Genomic DNA, 20,001 nt, shown 5'->3' with positions numbered 1-20,001 from the left:
CTTGTCTCTCTTATGCTGTTACCAGTTACCGGTTTACTCTTCAGTATTATTAAATTCAGCCAGGAAGATACGCACAGGTGAAAAAGGCCCTTCATATCCCATCTGCCTTATGGGATCGATTTTTGCAGCCTGCAAATTCGTCCAGTAATCATCACTGGTAAATTGCACAGGTCGGTAAGGCAAGGTGCCCTTCTTGTTCCAGTCTGACCACGGCTGTTTTTTATTGATATGTGCACCGATAACAGAATTCATGACGACCATCTTGCCCACCGTTTCCAGCGTCTGCCGCCTGATGGTGCCTGTCGGTGAATTGAAGACGTCGACCTCGCCTAGCTGGCAGTCATAGCCGGCGACAGGCACAGGTGCATACGGTGTGCAGCGCTCGTTATGGAACCACTGGCGCGCCAGGCTGAATTTACCTGCGAGGGCATTGCTACTGTCGTCGTGGATGAAGCGGCAATGATCAAACACAAAACCATAGCGCGACTTCACATTGGTGTTGGGAGCAGCTACATAAGAGGAATTGCGGTCACCCAGGGATTTGATTTCAGTTTCAAAAAAGTAGGCCGTGGCATCACCAAAAATAAAATCCACATCGCCTTCTATATAGGAGCGCTGGAAAAACTGCCTGGCAGTCTGGCCATCCTTGCCGGACTTCATGTACAGGGTATCCTGGAAGCCCAACATACGCACACCATCAAAATGCGTCTTGTCTGCACCATCCAGCATGACAGCCAGGGCCTGGTGATGCACCATCTGGCTGCGTGCATAAATACCGTTTTCATCAGGGCAATTACCGGGCTGGCAATCTGCGCGGGCATTGCCCTGTTCCTTGTTATAGGCATTTTCTACCGTCAGGTTTTTTGCCTGAAAGCCGGGACTCTTGACCCACAACACGGCAGTGCCAAAAGTACCCAGTGCTGGCCGGTCTTTAATGCTGTTGTACATGGCGGCGATATTAGTGTGTACACCCGCGAACTGTGCAGAAAATTGCGAGCTGTAAGTGCTGCCTGTGGTTGCCGCATCAAGATTGGCACTGATGCGCGTCGTAGCGGCATCACTGCCATACAAGGTGATGGGAATAATCGTATCAGGCACATACACCAGTTCACGGTAAATACCAGGTTTGATGTAGATGTGAATGCGCTGCTTGCCTGCTTTCGATTTTTCAACATCACCAACAGCCTGATTAACTGCAGCCTGCACTTGCCTGAATACCCTGACGCCATCTGGCGTGGCGTTGGCATCAACAATATAGTCAGGTACCAGTTGCGGGTCGCCGGCAATCGGGGCAGACAGCGGGTCCCATGGTCCAAGCTGCTCCTTGCCCGGCAAACCTGCATATTTCAAGACTTCGGTATAGGAAAAATTCCTGGCAGTCTGCGCATCTAGTTGCGGGCGCTTGCTATTGTCAGCCGCACTACCTGGTTCTGGATATGCAGAAAATGCATTTGCGCACTGCCCAGGATTGGCAGTCACTGCATTGAAAACTATTTCATCGCTGCCTTCCAGTTGCACATGTTCAAACTGGCTGTTGCTCTTTTCTGCTACGCTGACATCCTTCATTTTGAGTGCAATGACATGTGCTGCATCATAGCCTTGCAGGATGATCTTGCCTGGTGTTAAAGACTGTACATGCTCAAGACTGATATTGCGGTATTGTGGCACCAGATTACCTGTGGCAGTTTTACCGTAATGGGTATCAAAGTCTATCGGCGCCTTGACATTGCGTATACAGACATTGCGATAGTTAATGTTTTGTACCAAACCACCACGCGAGACATCGCTCTTGATACGCAAGCCTGAAGTTGTACCATCCATACTGAGATTTTCGACCAGCACATTGCTGACACCACCATTGGTTTCGCTGCCTATGGACATGCCGTGGCCGGAATAAAAATGATTATTGCGGATGGTGATATTTTCAGTAGGACCGTTGTTACCCGCCTTGATGGCGATATTATCGTCGCCTGTGCGGATGTAGCTATTGGCAATCGTGATATTGCGTGAAGAGATGGGGTCTATACCATCGGTATTTCTGGCATTGGCGGGCGTATCAATGCGCGCACCCCAGGCGGTAAAGCCATCAACCTGATTCAGGGTAACATGAAAATTTGCTGAATTGCGCAAGGTAATATTGTGCAGAGTAAAATCATTCGACTGCGTGACTTCTATGAGTCTGGGCACATTCTGGCGATTGTTTTCTTTTTGCGCACGCCGGGCGATCTGCCACCAGCTTTCTTCCTTGCCCATAATACGTTCGCCACCCTGGCCATCGATGACACCCTCGCCATAAATACCACTGCCTTTGGCGCGTTCTACGGTGATAAAAGGTTTGCACCCCTTGCCTTTGTCATCATTGATGCCGCAGGTACCTGTGCCACGGTCATAATCGAGCGGGTGCGTCGATGCATATAAGGTCACACCGGCATCAAGCAATAGTGAAACACCACTGCGCAATTGCAAAGCACCAGACAAAAAGGCGGCCTTGCCATTACGGCTGCTCAGGCGCACGGCCTGGCCAGGCCTGCAGGCATCTATCGCGGCTTGCAGGCTTTGTGTATCCGGTGCACGGCCAGATACAGCATTTTGCTTGCCACTCTCCAGTTGCGCTGTCAGCACACTGCAGATTGCCGGTGTCTGCGGTTCTTTTACCAGGCGGCTATCTTGTGCAAACACTGAGTCGGAAAATAACAGGCCTGATGAAGCCAGTGTAGCGACGGCAACAGCTAATGCAGAAGATTTTTTTCGCTTGCTCATCATCTGTTCCCTGCATTCACATGTGCTTGCAAATTGGGCGCGACCAGCAGCAATTCCTTGAGCACCATGGCAGAAAAATGTGCTGCGCCTTTGCTGCCCAGGTGGGTACGGTCAAAAGCAGATTTCGCTGCACCGGCTCTTTCCGTCTTTGCCAGGTCACCCGCCTCTGCTGGCAATGCCGCAGGTGATGGCGGTGGTGCCATTGCCAGCGTGTCGGCTTCAGCCTCGCCCATCGTTTGTACCGCGCTATAACTGATGGCATTCAAATCTATCATCGGCACATGCTTGTTGGCTGCCACTTTGATGCTGGCTTCTGCCCATGGACGCAAATCATTTTGCAACTGAGTACCTTTGAAGCTGCGTCTGGTCAAGGGCGTCACCAGCACGGCTTGCGCACCGGCCGCTTGCACATCATTGACATAGCCTGCCATATTGACAGGGAATTCTGTCGCCAGATCAGTAGAGCGCCCGGGCTTGCCGGGTTGGTCATTATGGCCGAACTGTATCAAGACCAAAGTCTGGCTGAACTGTGCATTACCAGTCATGAGTTTCTGTACTACATCCCATGAACCTTCGGCACGATAACTGCCAGAACTACGACCACCTTTTGCCAGGTTAAGACAAGTCAGCTCAGGCTTGAAGCGCGCGCATAAGGCATCACCATAGCCACTTTTGGTTGCCATGGTGGAGTCACCCACGAGGATGATGCGGACAGGCTTGCCAGTCTGAGACTCAAGCTGTTTTGGCTGGCTGCAAGCGCCCAGTAGCAGAGCACAGCTCACAGCCGTGGCGATAGAGCGAATTATTGTTTTCATGGGATATTTTTGACCTTACTATAAAACACGGGGCCAGCCAGCAAACCCCGTGTTTTCTCAAATCTAGGCAGACAATGTCTTGTTATGCACGGTATCGCCTATCCTGACATTCTTCAGCGTCAAGCCTTTGACGTTATACAGATACAGCGGATTGGCAGCATTGGCTGGCGTGCCCAGATCACAGTCAGTGATAGTAATATTAGTCACAGGCACAATATGCGGTGCTGGTTTGGTCGGGCCGTTATAGTCACTTGCCACTGGCCCCAGGATAACTATCGCCTGATAGCAAGAAAACTTGCCATCTTTGGTCGCTACATTGGCCACTTTGACATTCGAGATATGGATGTCGGACACCACCGGTGGGCGTGTACGCACATTGTCATTGATGGGGTCGTAGCCGCAATCTATGGTGATGATGCCACCGGCAGAAGTCGCCACAGACTTGCTGGGGATGACCGAACCAGGCAAAGTCGCATAAAACGCTGGTGTCGTCCGTATGCCATTGGGCACGGTGATATTGCGTATATGCAGATTACGCAAGAAGCCACCGCGGCTCATATTGGCTTTGAGTCTGATGGCGATATTCAGCGGATCTGTTTTCCAGTGGCTGTTTTCAAACACCAGATTTTGTGCGAATACATTTTGTATGCCGCCAGACATGATACTGCCAAACGTCATGGCACCATGGCCGCTATGCATCTTGCAATTCTGGATCACGATATTCTGTGAAGGGCCATACTGTATATCCGGCCCCTTGCCAGAATCAACGGCAATGCAATCATCACCGGTATCAAAAGTAGAGTCTTCTATCAATACATGATCGCAGGATTCAGGATCAAAGCCATCGCTGTTAGGGCCTATGCTATTGGCATAGATATTCTTCACATGGACATTGCGGCAATTCACGGGATTATGCTGCCAGAACGGTGTGTTAGTGACTTGATAGCCCTGGAACAACACATTCGTGCAACTGATGAATTGCACCATATGTGGTCGCAAGAAATGTCCCATGCCAAACACACGCTTGTCTGCTGGCACACGGGCTTCGGCCAGCGCCCGCAGATAGTTTGAGTCACGCCGCCATTTATCGCCCTCGCCTTGTATGAAGCTGGCTTCTTGCGCACTTAAATGCGGCGCAACTTCTGACAAGGCCATGGGGTTGAGCGGATTCAAGGAAACCTCGGTCTCGCCTTTGACATGCTTGACATAGTCGCCACCATTGCCAGCCGCAATATCGCCACTGGTATTTGGTTTTTCCCGGCCCTTCCATGACCACCAGCAATATGGGTTATCCGGAAAATCGACACCAGCCTGGCCATCCAGGATGGCAGTCCAGTCTTCGCCTGTCAGGGCGATATTGTTTTGTCCAAACGCATAGACCATGGACGAGAAGTTCAGGCAGTCATTACCTTCCCAGCGCGTCATCGATAAATTGCCATTCTTGCCGCAATTGAATGTGCCGTATTTTGCATAATCCGCCGGATTGTTACTGAAGTAGACATGCGCACCAGCCTGCAGATGCACATTGACATTCGACAGCAACACTATGGGGCCGGCGCAATACCAGTTGCCAGCCGGGATAACAACCCGACCGCCACCAGCCTTATAGCAAGCTGCAATAGCTTCGGCAATCGCAGGATAGCAATCTTTGCTCCCCTTGGCTGGGGTGGACAGATTGGCTTTTTCGACGAAGGAAACCCAGGCCACCGCAGGCACTACCTGGCAAGTCTCCGCACCAAAACTGGTGATGACAAAATCTTCCTTGCGGAATTGTATAGGCTTGGCAAAGCGATTGATGATGTCCTGGGCCTGCCTCCATGGATCTGCTGTGCCAGCAGCGGCAAAAGCGCTTGCTGTCATGCCACTACCCAGCAAGAAGCCGCTGGCGGATGCGGCCTGCAAGAAACTGCGGCGCTTCATATTCATACTCATATTCAAACTGTTTTTCAGATTACTGTTTTGCATCATGGCTCCACGTCCCCCATATACTGGCGCGCACATGGGGGCTTACTTTTTAGAAGTTATAGGTCAGACGTGCATTGAAAGCGCGGCCTATCGGGCTGGCAGCGCTGCTCAAATAGCCAAATGTATAGCCGCTGTGATTAGTCACTGGTGGTTTGGCATCCAGCAGATTGGTGATGCCGGCTGACAGGGTCAGGTTCTTGAAGCCACGATAGCTGGCAGTCAGATTCCAGACCGAGTAAGGCTCTATATCCCGGAAGTATTCCGCCGCGACCAGGTTTTGGTCGTGATAGCCAGTGTTATAGTTTTGCGTCAGTTGTGAAGTCCAGTTACCCTGATTCCAGGACATCGTCAGCGTATGCTTCCAGCGGAAAGTAATGATGGGCAAGCTGCTGGTAGTACCATTGCTGGCGACACCAAAACGACCAATATTCGACACATAGGCGCTGTCTTTTTCCAGTTGATTATCGAATTGCGTCAGGTAAGTGCCATTCAATTCGAACTTGAAATTACCCAGCGATGTCTTGGGAATGGCATAGGCCAGCATGACGTCGATACCAGAAGCTTTTTGGCCGCCCAGGTTCATCGTAATATTCTTGATATATGCCAGCGAACCATCAGGATTGCGCACGAACAGGTCAGCATATTTGGTCGGGTTCAGGAAATAAACTTGTTCGGGCAAATTGGCCAGCATGTCCTTCATTTCTATATGCCAGTAATCTGCCGAGACCGTCAGGTTCTGCATGGGTTCGGTGACGATGCCCAAGGTGAAGCCGCGTGAAGTCTCGGGCACCAGGTCGGCATTGCTACCGGTCTGGCGTGGCAAGGCGACATTACATACGGCAGAAGCCACCAGGCCAGGCAAGGCCTTGCCGGTGCCTGCCACACCAGGCGTGCCTCCTGGGCACTGTACCGGGTCATCCCATTTTGCCGCGGTCGTGGTATTCGCGCCCGGCACACGGTAACCATAGCGGTCAAACAAAGTCGGGGCACGGAAGCCGGTATTGGCCGAGCCGCGGAACATCAGCGACTTCATCGGTTGATAACGGAAACTGGCCTTGGGATTAATGGTATTGCCAAAATCACTGAAATGATCATCACGTACCGCCAGGTTGAAATTCAATTCCTTGGTCACCGGAATTTCCATTTCTGCATAGGCAGCAGCGACATTGCGCGCGCCCTGCCCATGCGAAGGGCCGGAAGCAGCATAAGTCACTAGTGATGTGATATCGGTCTTGGTGTCTTCTGTGGTATCGCGATGGAAATCCGTACCCAGTGCCAGGGTCAGCGGGCCGCCTGCGAGTTTGGTCAATTCGGTAGAGGCAGTGAAATCGACACCGGTGAAAGTACTGATGGAATGACGGTTCAAAGCACCATCAACACCTATGCTTTTCAAATAAGCTTTGCCATTGGCATCTTGCAAGCCGAAAGGATTCAGGGTGCCATTGGCTATGCCTGCCAGCAAGCCAGGGCCGTTGACGTAACCTGTTTCATAATAATTATCGCGCTGGCTATTGCCATAGACAAAACCCAGCTTGTAATCCCAGTTGGCAAAGCGGCCTTCATCATTGACGCTGATGCGCTGGTTGATTTGTACGTCTTTGGTGGTCGCCTCGGCGAGGTCGGCAACGCTCCAGGTCACAGTCAGTGGCTCGCCTTTCAAGCCTGCAACGGTAGGCACGCCACCACTGCCACCTGGATACCATTTGCTGCTAGCTGGCAGCAAGGCAGTGACGCCATTGGCTGCCAGGCTGGTAGTTGGGTTTTTGGTGCCCAGTATGTATTCCTGGCCACGCATGTAATCGATAGTCAGCAAATGATCATCACTGAATTTCTTGCTGCCCTTGGCATAGAAAGTCACCTGCTCATTGCCATACAGGGCTGTACCATAATAACTGGCATTCAGGATACAAGTGTTTTTTGCGCCCTGTATGCTGTAGGGTCCCTGGCATCCTGTTGCATAGTAAGGGTTGGCAGCGTTTTTATTGGTGGCCGTGGTGAAATTGGCTGGCATGGCATAACCACCACTACCCAGTGTCGGTGCACGGCCTATGCTGGTTAATAATTCTGGCGTACTGAGTTCAGCCCTGTCTGATCCCAGCAAGCGGCTACGACGGTGCGCGTCTACCGTGGCATATAAATTCCAGCCATCTTTTTCCAGGTCACCTACGCCTACTGTGGCACTCAATCTTTGTTCATCGCCACCACCAGTTTTTTGCGGTTTGACAAATTGCGCAGAAATGGAATTGCCGACTACCGTGCGCTTGGTGATGAAGTTGACGACACCACCGATAGCATCAGAGCCATAGATAGAAGATGCACCGTCGCGCAGGATTTCCACCCTGGCTATCGCGCTCATGGGGATCACGTCCAGATTGGCATAACCGTCGGCGATCGCTTCATTGGCGAGGCGACGGCCATTAATCAATACCAGGGTGCGGTTAACACCCAGGCCGCGCAAATTGATATTGGTACCAGAACCGGCATTGGAGGGTGCCAACGAGGCAGATTCAGGCAAGGACATCATCAAGTCTGCCAGCGTAGTCATGCCGCGCTTTTCCAGCTCTTCACTACTCACCATAGTGACGGGTAGAGAAGCTTCACTGGCCAGGCGTTTGATGGATGAACCAGTAACCTCCACCCTTTGCGGCTCTTGCGCCTGTGCCTGATTGACCATGGTCAATACTGCCAGCGCGATGGATGACAATACAAGCACTGGCCTTTGGAATTTCTTATCGTCTTTCATTATTCAGTCTCCTCCTGTTTTTCATGGAATTCTCGTGCCCATGCTTCTGTGAGCATGGGTCACTAGTTGGAGCACCTCGCGTACTCTGTGCCACTGCGACGAAGATGGGCGCACGAAGCCCCACCGGGGTCACAGCCGGTCAAAATAGAAATTCGATAACGGATACTGTCGCAAATGTTTTCTTTGCTTGATGACAGATGCACTTATCCGCGTGAGAAAGTCCTGGTCACTCTTTCAAGATGGGCGCGCATGGCCTTTCTTGCGGCAGCCGGATCATGAGAAGCAATTGCCTCCAGTATGTTGCGGTGATCCGTCAGTGTTTGCTGGCGTAATTCTTCAGTCTGGAAATGCTCCTTCAATTTATGCCACAAGCAACCACGCTGGTTCCACAAATATTCCACCGTGCCCACCAGGGCACTATTACCCGTTGCCCTGGCAATGGATAAATGAAAATTCCTGTCAGCATTTTCATTACTGGAATAATTGGCATGATGCTTTTCCATTTCCAGCACTGCTTTCAAGATTTCATCTATCGCAGAGTCAGTTGCCACCCTGGCGGCAATCGCTGCCACTTCAGCCTCAATCAAACGCCGTGCAGACAAGACCTCAAACGGGCCTGGCCCGCTTTCCGGCACAGCGGCCTGCTCTTCTGGTTGCTCGCTGACATACACGCCAGAGCCGCCACGTACTTCAATCACGCCGCCCAGCTCCAGGGCAATCAAAGCCTCGCGCAAAGAGGCACGGCTGACACTGAGCTTGCTTGCCAGATCACGCTCGGATGGCAGGCGTTCTCCGGCAGCAATATTCTCTTCTGCGATCAGAGTTTGTATCCTGTCAGCGACCAGGCGGTACAACCTGGGCTCATGAGACGACCCTTCATTCTGCGCACTATTTTTTTTCATCATGATGATTTGCTACTCATAGAAAAGCTTGATAAAAGCAATTCGGTCAGGCCATTCTAATGTGGTCAGACCAAATATGCAATGTGGACTAGCCAGATTTTTTATTTGGTGGCATACTCGCCACAAATGATACCCGAGGGATTATAGCGGACTCCGCCTTCCCTCCTGTAAAAAAAGAGAAATCTGAGCGTAAAAACCAGAGATTTTCATAGGAAAAAGTGGCTTTCACATGGCAATGCAGTGGTGTGGCAGTCTTAGACCTGCTTTCCGTCCAAAGACGCATGCCAATTATATTTTGGTAAGGCCAATTTTGTGAAAATCAGATTTTTCAACAAAAATAATTCAGCTGATGTGCCTGCTTTATACCCGGGCAGCCACATGCAGCAATGATGGGGGAAAGAAAATGACGATATCCAGCAACAGTTTGCCGCTTTATATACGCATGCATGACAATGACAACGTTGCCATTGTTGCCAATGATGGTGGCTTGCCCACAGCGACCATCTTTCCCTCTGGCCTGGCCTTGCTGGAGCATGTCCCGCAAGGGCATAAGCTGGCATTACAGGACATTGCTGAAGGCGCAGCGATTACCCGCTATAACGTCACAATAGGCTATGCAGTGCGGGCCATCCCTCAAGGTAGCTGGGTGGAAGAATCCCTGATACGCATGCCCGCCGCTCGCGAATTGCTGGACTTGCCCATCGCCACCGTATCAGCGCCCGATACGACGCCTCTGGAAGATTACACTTTCATGGGTTACAAGAATGCCGATGGCAGTGTCGGTACGCGAAATATTCTGGCGATCACCACGACTGTGCAATGTGTATCTGGCGTGGTTGAACATGCGGTGCAACGCATCAAGGAAGAACTCTTGCCCAGGTTTCCGCATGTCGATGATGTGGTTGGCCTGGAACACAGCTATGGCTGCGGCGTTGCCATTGATGCGCCGAATGCGGATATCCCCATACGCACCTTGCGCAATATCAGCCTGAACCCCAACTTTGGTGGACAAGCCATGGTAGTCAGCCTGGGTTGTGAAAAACTGCAGCCCACACGCTTATTCCCCAAGGGTAGTATTCCGATCAAAAGCGGTGACGAAGGTAGCGGCGAACCTGCGCTGGTATGCCTGCAGGATCAGGCACATGTGGGCTTCAATTCCATGATTGCTTCCATCATGAGTACGGCTGAAAAGCAATTGGCAGAACTGGATAAACGCCGCCGTGTACCCTGCCCGGCATCCGCACTTGTAGTCGGCGTGCAATGCGGTGGCAGCGATGCTTTTTCAGGAGTAACCGCCAATCCGGCAGTCGGCTTTGCCACAGATTTATTGGTGCGCGCTGGTGCAACCGTGATGTTTTCTGAAGTGACCGAAGTACGCGATGGCATAGACCAGCTAACCTCACGCGCCGCCAATGCGGAAGTGGCCGCCGCCATGATCAGGGAAATGGCCTGGTATGACGATTACCTGAAACGCGGTGGCGTAGACCGTAGCGCAAATACCACGCCCGGCAATAAGAAAGGTGGATTATCGAATATCGTAGAAAAAGCCATGGGCTCTATTGTGAAGTCTGGCAGCTCCACGATTTCTGGCGTCTTGTCGCCTGGTGACAAGCTCACGCAAAAAGGCTTGATCTATGCAGCCACACCTGCCAGCGATTTTGTCTGCGGCACTTTGCAACTGGCAGCTGGCATGAATTTGCATGTCTTCACCACCGGGCGCGGCACACCCTATGGCCTGGCCGCAGTTCCTGTCATCAAGGTCGCCACCAGGAATGACCTGGCCAGACGCTGGCATGACCTGATGGATATCAATGCTGGCAAGATCGCCAGCGGCGAAGCCACGATAGCCGAGGTAGGATGGGAATTATTCCAGATGCTGCTGGATGTCGCCAGCGGCAAGGAAACCTGGGCCGAGCACTGGAAATTGCATAATGCCCTGGTCTTGTTCAATCCGGCACCGATTACCTGATGACCGAAGCCATGCACTAAGTCAGGCAATAAGGCAGACAATATGCAGCCCAAGAATTCAATAGCAAAGAGAGAGCCTCATGAATAGCACCATCACAGAAAAACCTTTTAATCGTATCTTGCTGACCGGCGCTGCCGGTGGCCTGGGCAAGGTCTTGCGTGAACGCATCAAGGCATGGGCCAATATCATCCGTCTCAGCGACATCGCCGACCTTGGAGCCGCAGGTGAAGGCGAAGAAATCGTGCAATGTGATCTGGCCGATAAAGCTGCCGTGCTGGCACTGATGGAGGGCGTGGATGTGGTGCTGCATTTTGGTGGCATTTCTACCGAAGCCAGTTTTGAAGCCATCATGCATGCCAATATCCAGGGTACTTACAATATCTACGAAGCCGTGCACAAACATAATGTGAAGCGCGTCATCTTTGCCAGCTCCAATCACGCAGTCGGCTACTACCGCACTACCGATTACATTGATGCCGACATGCCCACCCGCCCTGACGGCATGTATGGCATCAGCAAATGTTTTGGTGAATCACTGTCGCGTTATTACTATGACCGTTTTGGAATAGAGACGGTATGCATACGCATAGGCTCATCCTTCCCGGTGCCAACGACGCGCCGCATGATGGTGACTTATTTCAGCTATGACGATTTGTTTGAGTTGTTGCGCTGCTCGGTCTTTGCACCGCGCGTAGGCCATACCATCAGTTTTGGGGTATCCGACAATCCGGGTAAATGGTGGGACAATAAAAAGGCTGCTCATCTGGGCTTTCAAGCAAAAGATAGCTCTACGGCTTTTTCCCATTTATTCCCGGACAGCGGCGAATATCCTGAGAAGGATGACATCACGACCATCTATCAGGGTGGGGGTTTCTTGTTGACCGGCCCGCAATACAAATAAAACAGAAGGGGCAGGCTCAGGCCTGCCTATCTGGTCTTATTCACCCTCAGTCAAATTGAGGAATTGATCGAGGATATGGAAATGATCATCGAAGAACATTTCTTCCATGCCTTCGAGTTTTTCTATGCTGACCCAGGCTGCCTGTGCTGCATCATCGGCAGCGCGTATGTCAGGCAGGTGTTCGGTCTGCAAATCAAAGAAATGGGCATGCGTAATCGTACGGCCACGCAGGCTGCGGCCAGGGTGGTCAAACACCTTCACATCGACCAGTGAATGCTCAAGAGTCGATGCCAGCACGGCCAGATTGGTTTCTTCAAACAATTCGCGTATCGCCCCCTGGAACAAACGTTCATTCTGGTCGAGAAAGCCACCCGGCAAGGCCCACAAGCCTTTGCCCGGAAAACCACCGCGTTGCACCAGTAAGATATGGCCTGCTGCCTTGACCACGGCATCCAGGGTCACGAACATCGGTGCATAGGGTGCTGGCTTCCATGACTCATGATAGGCCAGCAATTGTGCATGTTCTTTCACCAGCACGGCGTAGTGCGGCAAGATACTCCATGCCTTCAGATATTGTCGTATGCTCAGTGGCAGGTAATGGGCGATCACATCGAGCGAGACACGCATGTCTTCGGCTTCAAACAATACCCGGCGTATGACAGTGGCATCGATCGCCAGCAGTTGTTCAGCCGCCACCAATTGCCATTGCGGGAAACGGTTCAGGTAATAACTGGAGGCATCCTTGAAATGACCTATCAGGGCTATCCGCTTTGCATACGGGAAGTGTCTTTCTACTTTGCCACGCACGGCAGTCGCCCAGCGCGCATCATCGTAGTAATCACGCACGGCGTTATACGAAACCCTGTCGCGGTCAGTCGGCGACAGAGTAGCATTGATCATGTCTGCCCGTTCTTGCCAGGTGAAAGGGTTCTTGGTACTGCGCGCATGGAAAGAAGAACCCAGTATGATGACCACTTCTTCGGCGGTTTCCAGTGCCAGTTGCAAGAGCGTGGCATGGCCATTATGAAAAGGTTGAAAGCGTCCTATCAGTACTGCAACGTCGATTTGCATGGATGACTTCATAAAAAATACTGTGATTAATCTTAATTGCTGTACTTTGCCGCAATCGGCATCTGCCGTCCACTACCAAATGCACGGGCACGCACTCGGATGATGGGTGGTGCCTGGCGACGCTTGTATTCATTGCGCGCTACCATGCCTATAATGCGGCTCAGGCTTTTCTGACCAGCTTCAGTCTTTTGCAATTGTTCTACAAATGCCTGGGCTTTAGCAAATTCATGTGCAGGCAGACGCTTGCCTTCTATATGCCATTTCAGCATTTCATCAAGCTCATCATACGGTGGCAGGCTGTCAGTATCAAGCTGGTCTGGTGCCAGCTCGGCTGATGGTGGCTTGGTCAGCACATCTTGCGGGATGATTTCACGCCCGGCTATGCTGTTGACATGTTGCGACAAGGCATAGACTTCTGTCTTATACAAATCACCTATCAAACCCAGGCCACCATTGGTGTCGCCATACAGGGTACAGTAGCCCACCGATATTTCACTCTTGTTACCTGTCGTCAGCAAAAGTGCGCCAAAGGCATTCGAGTATTCCATGAGTATGGTGCCGCGTATGCGTGCCTGTAAATTCTCTTGCGTCAGGCCACGCAAGGGGGAGGCAAATGCCATTTCAAAGCCTTTGGCATATTGCTCTACCAGACTCAGTATGGGATGCGTATGCAGTTTGACTTGCAGGTTGTCGCATAGCTTGACCGAGTCAGAGACAGAACCTGTGCTTGAATACGCCGATGGCATGGTGATGGCAATGACGTTTTCTGCCCCCAGTGCCTGCACGGCCAGGGCAATCGTCAATGCCGAATCGATACCGCCAGAAGAACCGACCACGACTTGCTTGAAGCCGCAACGACGCGCATAGTCTTGCAGACCTAATACAATCTGGCGACGGGTGAATTCCGGCACAGTCAAACCTGTGCTATCAGGCCTGGCCAGATCAGCGCCATCCATTGCGGAGAACTGCTTATTTGCAAATCCCAGTAGCTGAAAATCTTCTTCAAAGCGCGCCGCTTCAAACATCACGCCATGATCAGGCGTGACCGCAAAGGAAGCACCATCAAACACCAGTTGGTCTTGCCCACCGACCTGATTCACATACAGCAGGGGTAGTTGATGGTGCGCTGTGGCTTTGGCAAACATCGCATGTCTTTGCTGGCGCTTGCCTATATCCGAAGGACTGGCATTGATGCTGATGATCAGATCCACTTTCGCCGCAGTCAGGGCATTGAAGGGATTGACCTGATAATCATGTTCTTCATCATTCCAGCCATCTTCACACACCATGAAGCCCAGCTTGTATCCGGCCACATCGAGTGTGCTGGCAACTTCCTTGCCGGGCTCAAAATGACGGCGCTCATCGAAGATGCCATAAGTGGGCAACAATTGCTTATAGTATTCAGCAACGATCTCGCCATTGCGTATCGCCAGCAAGGCATTATGCAAAGCCTTGCCCTGGCCCTTGTTTGGACGCACGGTCCCTATCACACTGACGAGATTAGGGTAATCCCTGGAAGCCTGCATGATATTGGCCAGGGCCTGTTCTGCCTTGGTCAGGAAAGCGCTGTCCTCGAGCAAATCGCCGGGGTAATAGCCACAGACACAGAGTTCGCTGAATACCGCGACATCGGCATTTTCCGCCGCAGCTTTTTGCATATGACTGATGATGGCGGCACAATTGCCAACAAAATCACCCACCATATAATTTAATTGCGCAACTGCCAGTTTCAACATGATGAAAGTCCTGAGTTCAACTTGGTTTACATGAGCGGATGATTAAAAACCTGGCGCATATAGGCGAGAAAGGTTTCATCGGTACACAAGGTCTTGCCTGCAGAGTCAGATAATTTGGCAACTGGCTGGCCATTGCAGGACTTGAGTTTCATAACGATATTCAAAGCCTTGATGCCAGTATCATTCGTCAGATTGGTGCCTATGCCAAAGCCGGTCATGGTGCGGTCAGCAAAATGGCGGTACAGGCTGAATGCCGTTGCCATGTCCAGTCCATCAGAAAACACCAGGCGTTTCGTGTGCGCATCTATGCGCAGCTTGGCATAATGTGCTAAAGCCTTCTCGCCCCAGATGACCGGGTCGCCAGAATCATGACGCAAGCCATCAAATAACTTGGCAAAGTAGAGGTCAAAGTCAGACAGGAAGGCATCCATGCCGACCACATCAGTCAAAGCAGTTCCCAGATCACCACGGTATTCCTGCACCCAGTCTTCCAGCGCCGCTTTCTGGAAATCACGCAGGCGCACACCAAAGGATTGATAAGACTGCAGATATTCATGGGCCATCGTCCCTATAGGCACCAGCTTGTGTTTCCTGGCCAGATAGACATTCGATGTCCCTTTGAAGAATTGTGGCACTTCACGCGCCAGGGTAGCAACCACTTCATCATGCCATTCACCAGAAAACCGCCTGCGCAAACCAAAGTCAAAGAATTCAAAAGGATGCGCTTTTGGCGCTTCTTTTCCAAATTCACGGATTTGCTCTATCTTGGTCGCCAGCCTGCGCCTGCCTTCATCCAGGGTATCTGCCGTTTGCAAACGACGGAAATATAATTCATTGACGATATGCAGCACAAAAATTTCAAAACCCATGACATGCACTTGCGGCCCAATTGCCACGATCTGCAAATGATCGCCATCGGTGCTGATCTTGATGAATTTACGCTGAAAATGAAAGACAGTTAAAAAGTCAGTGAAGTCACTTTTGATAAAGCGCAGGGAGCGCAGATAATCGAGCTCATCTTCAGTAAAGTTCAACGCGCATAAGTGATCGATTTCACGCTCTACATCAGCCTTCAATTCTGCCAGTGGATAAGCCGTGGTATTGCGGCAAACGAAAGCATATTCAGTCTGGGCATTTGGATGACTATGTAGCAGAGCCTGCCACATGGTGAATTTGTATAAGTCGGTTTCCAGCAAACTTTGAACTACGGGTTTCATATTTTTCTTTTCCAGTATCACTTAAAGACTGCTGCAAGATGAAGCTTGGCCAGCAAGTCGGGTGCGCCCTACACATTTATCTTTTTGCAGCCTCTACACATTCGCCAGCAACTCAGGCAAGACATCTGCCATTTTTGCAATCTGCACACCCCTGGCAGCCATGTCGCGCACAAAGTCTTCAAACTGCGCATCAAAGCCAGTGACTGCACTCATGCAATCAGTCACCAATACCAGTTTGTGTAAATCGGTCGCGGCAAAATTTTCTACCAGATGCTCAGTAGTCGCCTTGACGCAATGGCTGCCTGCTTCACCAGTAATATACACGCGGTCAGCCTTACTCAGTTCTGTAATCAATTGCTGGTTCAATTGTGTATCCGGGTCACTGTCATCTGGCACTTCTGCCTTCACGGCTGAATAATGCTCAGTCCAGGGGTTGGAACCCTTGTTGATCTTGTTGACGACACCCAGCCGTTTTTCTTCCCAGGCATTATAGGCTGCACGCACATCGGCATGCACATTTTGCCCCCACGAGCCAATTTCGCAATGAACTGGCCATATCATGAGTTGATAACGCCCTTCTGCTTCCAGCGCATCCAGATAAGCCAGGGCACGTGGCAAAGCCTCAGGCTGGCGCGGCTGATATTCACCTGCTCGCACTGCCGCTGCAGATATGCTGGTGAAAGGGATCACTGCCGCACCCGCCCCTGTCTTCCAGAAAGTAGGATGAGCGATATCATAGCGATGATGCGCATCCAGGGTGATGCTGATACCGCTGATGCCATCTGCACCCTTATTGATCAGCTCAGCCACGCGCAACATATCAGCATGGGCACCAGGCACAGGCAGGGCTGGCGACAATGCCTCAGCAGTATGTACATCTCGTGCCAGATAAGCGGGCGGCAAATCACAGAAATCATTTTGCGGATCAATAATGAGGACTTGCAAATTACGTTTCATGATATTTCCTTTTCTTTTGAAGCTGATTCTATTCTAGGTCACTTAGTTATTTTTTGCAACTAAGTTAAAGTATATCTTGCTTTATCTGTCAGCGAGCCAGACAACATGTGTTAAATCCAAAAATAAGTTATTTATTTTCAATAACTTAGCATAAATCCTTGGCTCCCCCTTCACTCCGACTTCTCAGCTCGGCAATTACAATTCGTTGCAAATTCGAAGACTGATAGCCTGCTACTGCACCCATCACCCGCTGCATTTAATTTCCGCGCTGATAACACAAGAGTTCTTGCGATTCATTTTCTCGTATCCTTGCAAGAAAACAACAAGACCATCATCTTAGTTAATTTATGAAACTATCTTAGTTGATTTAAATAACTAACTTAGTTTATAGTTCGATTATGCAGGATAAAGTTAACCTTGCGTACAACAATAAGATAGAGAAAAATAATGAAAACTACAGTCATCAATAGAAAACAAAGGGCTGATATTGCACAGGAAACTCTAACAATACTAGAGCGTGGCAACTACATGAATCAGCACGGCGATCAAGTCAGCATACAAGAATGTTTGACAGCAGCGCAAAATGCATCTGTTCATTATTTGCCGGAAGACTTAAAGGAAATCTTGCTTTCACTTTCGGCTAATAAAAAATTCGACACTGCGATCAACGTCAGCAATGAAAGCTGTTTGACAGCAGCCAGACGCCTGGCATCAGAAGATGACGCGCGTCCTCTTTGTCTGAATTTTGCTTCGGCAAAAAATCCTGGTGGCGGCTTCCTGGGTGGTTCGGAAGCGCAGGAAGAAAACCTGGCAAAATCTTCAGGCCTATATCCCTGCATTGCACAGATGACTGCCATGTATGAGAAGAACCGTGCTTCGCAATCTTGCCTCTATAGCGATGACATGATTTATTCGCCAGACGTTCCCGTGTTCAGGGATGATGATTATGCCCTGCTGGATAATTTCTATAGTGCATCCTTCATCACTGCACCTGCGGTCAATCTTGGCGCATTGAAAAAGAATGAACCAGACCGTGTCAGTGAAGCGGCCAGCATAATGATGAACAGAGTCCATCTTGTATTGGCGCTAGCGCTTCAGCATGGGCACCAGCATCTGGTACTGGGTGCCTGGGGCTGTGGAGTATTCGGCAATGATCCCAAAGATGTTGCTAACTACTTCTTGCAAGCCTTGTCACAGGGATCAATTTTCCACGGCGCATTCAAGAAGATAGTATTTGCTGTGCTGGACAAGAAAAACACTGGAAGCTTTCAGGCTTTCGAAACAACATTTAAAAATAATAAAAACAAGCAATAAACAATAAAAAAATGAATAATAAAGATAAAAATTTCAGCAAATTCCTCAGCTATGTATTGCGTCACCAGCCTGACTCCATAGGCATCAAACTGGATGAACAAGGCTGGACAGAAATAAATAACTTGATGAGCCAGGCCGCCAAGCATGGCAAGCGTTTCAAATTGGACGACTTGCATGAGGCAGTACGCACTTCTGACAAGCAGCGCTTCGCCATCAGTGAAGATGGTTTGCGTATCCGTGCCAATCAGGGGCATTCAGTCAAGGTCGATCTGGCCTTGCCTGTGACCGTGCCGCCTGATGTTTTGTATCATGGTACAGCCAGCCGTTTCATTGCATCCATCATGAAAGAAGGGCTGCGCCCAGGATCGCGTCATCATGTGCATTTGTCGACTACCATAGCAACTGCACGTACTGTCGGTGCAAGGCATGGTGCACCAGTGATCTTGCAAGTCATGGCGCAGCAAATGCATGCGGATGGCTTCCAGTTTTTTGTATCGGCGAATGGTGTATGGCTATGTGACAATGTGCCAGCTAAATATTTGATCAGGATGCATGATGACAAGTAAACGACCACATTATAATACTTACTTGGTAAGGCCAGGACAGTTACTCGCGGGTGAATATCCTGGAGCCTTGGATGATGAAACTGCGGCTATCAAGCTAAAACAATATCTTGACTGTGGCGTCGATTATTTCATCGACCTGACAGAGCAGGATGAATTGCATCCCTATGCAGCTTTGCTAAATAAGCTGGCTGCTGAACGAGGTATGCAAGTCCAGCATCATCGCTTTGCCATTAGGGATCGCAGTACCCCGTCTTCAACAAAGCTTATGCAGGATATCTTGTGCTCATTACGTGAAGCGCTGGCAAAGCAGCATATCGTGTATGTGCATTGTTTTGGCGGCATAGGCCGTACCGGCACTGTCATAGGCTGCTATCTGGCAGAACAGCATCAGGACACAAAAGCAGGCTTGCAGGAACTGGCGCAATTATGGCAACAGATGGATAAGAAGCGCTACTGGCCAGAGACGCCACAAACCACAGAACAGCATGCCTGGGTATTAGCCTGGCCTGCAGATAGCTTAGGAAAAACATGAATACGCTGGAAGAATTATTGCAGCAGGTGAGCGAGGGAAGGCAGTTTGACTACCTGCATTTCTGGGGCCACAAGCAACGCGGTTTGCAGCCAGATAAAGCCTGCTTCAGCCAATGGTTTGTTGCGCCGTTTCAGATAGCTGGCATCACTTACCCCACGGCGGAACATTATATGATGGCTGGCAAGGCCAGGCTATTTGATGACACTATCGTGCTCAAAGAAATACTGGCAACCAGCAATCCTGACTTGGTAAAGCGCCTGGGCAGGAAAGTGAAAAATTATGATGAGTCAGCATGGATAGCACATCGCTACCAGATTGTGGTCAATGGCAATTATGCGAAATTTTCACAAAACCAAAAACTAAAACAGTACCTGCTTAGCACTGCAGACAAGATCATCGTCGAAGCCAGCCCGCTGGACAGAATCTGGGGCATAGGTCTGGCGCAAGATCATCCCGACAGTGATAAGCCGCAGCTCTGGCAAGGATTGAATCTGCTGGGCTTTGCGCTGATGGAAGTCAGGCGCAGACTATGCGCTGAACATAAATATTAAAA

Annotated in this window: 15 protein-coding genes; 6 read left to right on the top strand and 9 right to left on the bottom strand. The window is 50.5% G+C overall.

Annotation, left to right across the window (positions count from 1 at the left end; genetic code table 11):
- Positions 1–33 precede the first annotated feature (33 nt).
- The 5 genes from ACO0LF_RS20265 to ACO0LF_RS20245 form a co-directional block, all read right to left on the bottom strand.
- Positions 34–2,763 (bottom strand): pectinesterase family protein, encoded by a 2,730-nt coding sequence (locus tag ACO0LF_RS20265; RefSeq protein WP_423017287.1) that lies wholly within the window; start codon positions 2,761–2,763, stop codon positions 34–36.
- The gene (locus tag ACO0LF_RS20260; RefSeq protein WP_423017285.1) at positions 2,760–3,575 is read right to left on the bottom strand and encodes a rhamnogalacturonan acetylesterase; all 816 of its coding nucleotides are present in this window, start codon (positions 3,573–3,575) and stop codon (positions 2,760–2,762) included. The genes ACO0LF_RS20265 and ACO0LF_RS20260 overlap by 4 nt, the downstream gene beginning before the upstream one ends.
- Positions 3,576–3,638: 63 nt before the next feature.
- Positions 3,639–5,543, bottom strand: a complete 1,905-nt coding sequence (locus ACO0LF_RS20255) for a glycoside hydrolase family 28 protein (RefSeq protein WP_423017283.1) — start codon at positions 5,541–5,543, stop codon at positions 3,639–3,641.
- Positions 5,544–5,589: 46 nt separating this feature from the next.
- Positions 5,590–8,283, bottom strand: a complete 2,694-nt coding sequence (locus ACO0LF_RS20250; RefSeq protein ID WP_423017281.1) for a TonB-dependent receptor plug domain-containing protein — start codon at positions 8,281–8,283, stop codon at positions 5,590–5,592.
- A 203-nt stretch (positions 8,284–8,486) separates the two neighbouring features.
- Entirely contained in the window at positions 8,487–9,188 is a 702-nt protein-coding gene (locus ACO0LF_RS20245) for a FadR/GntR family transcriptional regulator (protein ID WP_423017279.1), read from the bottom strand.
- Between the two features lie 400 nt (positions 9,189–9,588).
- Here ACO0LF_RS20245 and garD point away from each other — a divergent pair, with 400 nt between their 5' ends.
- Positions 9,589–11,154 carry a galactarate dehydratase gene (gene garD, locus ACO0LF_RS20240; protein ID WP_423017277.1) on the top strand — a complete coding sequence of 522 codons (1,566 nt, stop codon included), beginning with the start codon at positions 9,589–9,591 and terminating at the stop codon, positions 11,152–11,154.
- A gap of 79 nt (positions 11,155–11,233) precedes the next feature.
- A complete protein-coding gene (locus ACO0LF_RS20235) occupies positions 11,234–12,055 on the top strand; it encodes an NAD-dependent epimerase/dehydratase family protein (protein WP_423017275.1) in 822 nt (273 codons plus the stop codon).
- A gap of 36 nt (positions 12,056–12,091) precedes the next feature.
- Here ACO0LF_RS20235 and ACO0LF_RS20230 read toward each other — a convergent pair whose 3' ends face one another.
- The 4 genes from ACO0LF_RS20230 to ACO0LF_RS20215 all read right to left on the bottom strand — a co-directional run bounded on the left by ACO0LF_RS20230 (position 12,092) and on the right by ACO0LF_RS20215 (position 17,036).
- Positions 12,092–13,126, bottom strand: coding sequence for a bifunctional nicotinamide-nucleotide adenylyltransferase/Nudix hydroxylase (locus ACO0LF_RS20230; protein WP_423017273.1), 1,035 nt, complete (start codon positions 13,124–13,126; stop codon positions 12,092–12,094).
- A gap of 32 nt (positions 13,127–13,158) precedes the next feature.
- On the bottom strand, positions 13,159–14,862 hold the full coding sequence (locus ACO0LF_RS20225) for an NAD+ synthase (protein WP_423017271.1): 1,704 nt from the start codon (positions 14,860–14,862) through the stop codon (positions 13,159–13,161).
- A gap of 26 nt (positions 14,863–14,888) precedes the next feature.
- Positions 14,889–16,079, bottom strand: coding sequence for a nicotinate phosphoribosyltransferase (gene pncB, locus ACO0LF_RS20220; protein WP_423017269.1), 1,191 nt, complete (start codon positions 16,077–16,079; stop codon positions 14,889–14,891).
- Between the two features lie 93 nt (positions 16,080–16,172).
- Positions 16,173–17,036 carry a cysteine hydrolase gene (locus ACO0LF_RS20215; RefSeq protein ID WP_423017267.1) on the bottom strand — a complete coding sequence of 288 codons (864 nt, stop codon included), beginning with the start codon at positions 17,034–17,036 and terminating at the stop codon, positions 16,173–16,175.
- A gap of 447 nt (positions 17,037–17,483) precedes the next feature.
- Here ACO0LF_RS20215 and ACO0LF_RS20210 point away from each other — a divergent pair, with 447 nt between their 5' ends.
- From ACO0LF_RS20210 to ACO0LF_RS20195, 4 genes are read left to right on the top strand one after another with little or no spacing between them, the layout of a single operon-like run.
- Positions 17,484–18,350, top strand: coding sequence for a TIGR02452 family protein (locus ACO0LF_RS20210; RefSeq protein ID WP_423017265.1), 867 nt, complete (start codon positions 17,484–17,486; stop codon positions 18,348–18,350).
- A gap of 11 nt (positions 18,351–18,361) precedes the next feature.
- Complete coding sequence (locus ACO0LF_RS20205; RefSeq protein WP_423017263.1) at positions 18,362–18,916, top strand: RNA 2'-phosphotransferase; 555 nt, start codon at positions 18,362–18,364, stop codon at positions 18,914–18,916.
- Positions 18,903–19,448: a protein-tyrosine phosphatase family protein gene (locus ACO0LF_RS20200; protein ID WP_423017261.1), complete on the top strand. Its 546-nt coding sequence runs from the start codon at positions 18,903–18,905 to the stop codon at positions 19,446–19,448. Before ACO0LF_RS20205 ends, ACO0LF_RS20200 begins: the two co-directional genes overlap by 14 nt.
- A complete protein-coding gene (locus ACO0LF_RS20195; RefSeq protein WP_423017259.1) occupies positions 19,445–19,999 on the top strand; it encodes an NADAR family protein in 555 nt (184 codons plus the stop codon). Before ACO0LF_RS20200 ends, ACO0LF_RS20195 begins: the two co-directional genes overlap by 4 nt.
- The last annotated feature ends 2 nt before the right edge of the window (positions 20,000–20,001 follow it).

Source organism: Undibacterium sp. Di27W (genome assembly GCF_049340345.1).
In the GTDB taxonomy this organism is placed as follows: Bacteria; Pseudomonadota; Gammaproteobacteria; order Burkholderiales; family Burkholderiaceae_D; genus Undibacterium.
The sequence above is the reverse complement of the archived record's forward strand: the minus strand, read 5'-3'. Positions and strand labels throughout refer to the sequence as shown.

Coding starts and splice junctions, on each gene's coding strand:
- ACO0LF_RS20250 (WP_423017281.1), bottom strand. CDS start 8,283: ATGAAAGACGATAAGAAATTCCAAAGGCCAGTGCTTGTATTGTCATCC.
- ACO0LF_RS20215 (WP_423017267.1), bottom strand. CDS start 17,036: ATGAAACGTAATTTGCAAGTCCTCATTATTGATCCGCAAAATGATTTC.
- ACO0LF_RS20235 (WP_423017275.1), top strand. CDS start 11,234: ATGAATAGCACCATCACAGAAAAACCTTTTAATCGTATCTTGCTGACC.
- garD (WP_423017277.1), top strand. CDS start 9,589: ATGACGATATCCAGCAACAGTTTGCCGCTTTATATACGCATGCATGAC.
- pncB (WP_423017269.1), bottom strand. CDS start 16,079: ATGAAACCCGTAGTTCAAAGTTTGCTGGAAACCGACTTATACAAATTC.
- ACO0LF_RS20260 (WP_423017285.1), bottom strand. CDS start 3,575: ATGAAAACAATAATTCGCTCTATCGCCACGGCTGTGAGCTGTGCTCTG.
- ACO0LF_RS20245 (WP_423017279.1), bottom strand. CDS start 9,188: ATGATGAAAAAAAATAGTGCGCAGAATGAAGGGTCGTCTCATGAGCCC.
- ACO0LF_RS20200 (WP_423017261.1), top strand. CDS start 18,903: ATGATGACAAGTAAACGACCACATTATAATACTTACTTGGTAAGGCCA.
- ACO0LF_RS20255 (WP_423017283.1), bottom strand. CDS start 5,543: ATGATGCAAAACAGTAATCTGAAAAACAGTTTGAATATGAGTATGAAT.
- ACO0LF_RS20205 (WP_423017263.1), top strand. CDS start 18,362: ATGAATAATAAAGATAAAAATTTCAGCAAATTCCTCAGCTATGTATTG.
- ACO0LF_RS20195 (WP_423017259.1), top strand. CDS start 19,445: ATGAATACGCTGGAAGAATTATTGCAGCAGGTGAGCGAGGGAAGGCAG.
- ACO0LF_RS20210 (WP_423017265.1), top strand. CDS start 17,484: ATGAAAACTACAGTCATCAATAGAAAACAAAGGGCTGATATTGCACAG.
- ACO0LF_RS20230 (WP_423017273.1), bottom strand. CDS start 13,126: ATGCAAATCGACGTTGCAGTACTGATAGGACGCTTTCAACCTTTTCAT.
- ACO0LF_RS20225 (WP_423017271.1), bottom strand. CDS start 14,862: ATGTTGAAACTGGCAGTTGCGCAATTAAATTATATGGTGGGTGATTTT.
- ACO0LF_RS20265 (WP_423017287.1), bottom strand. CDS start 2,763: ATGATGAGCAAGCGAAAAAAATCTTCTGCATTAGCTGTTGCCGTCGCT.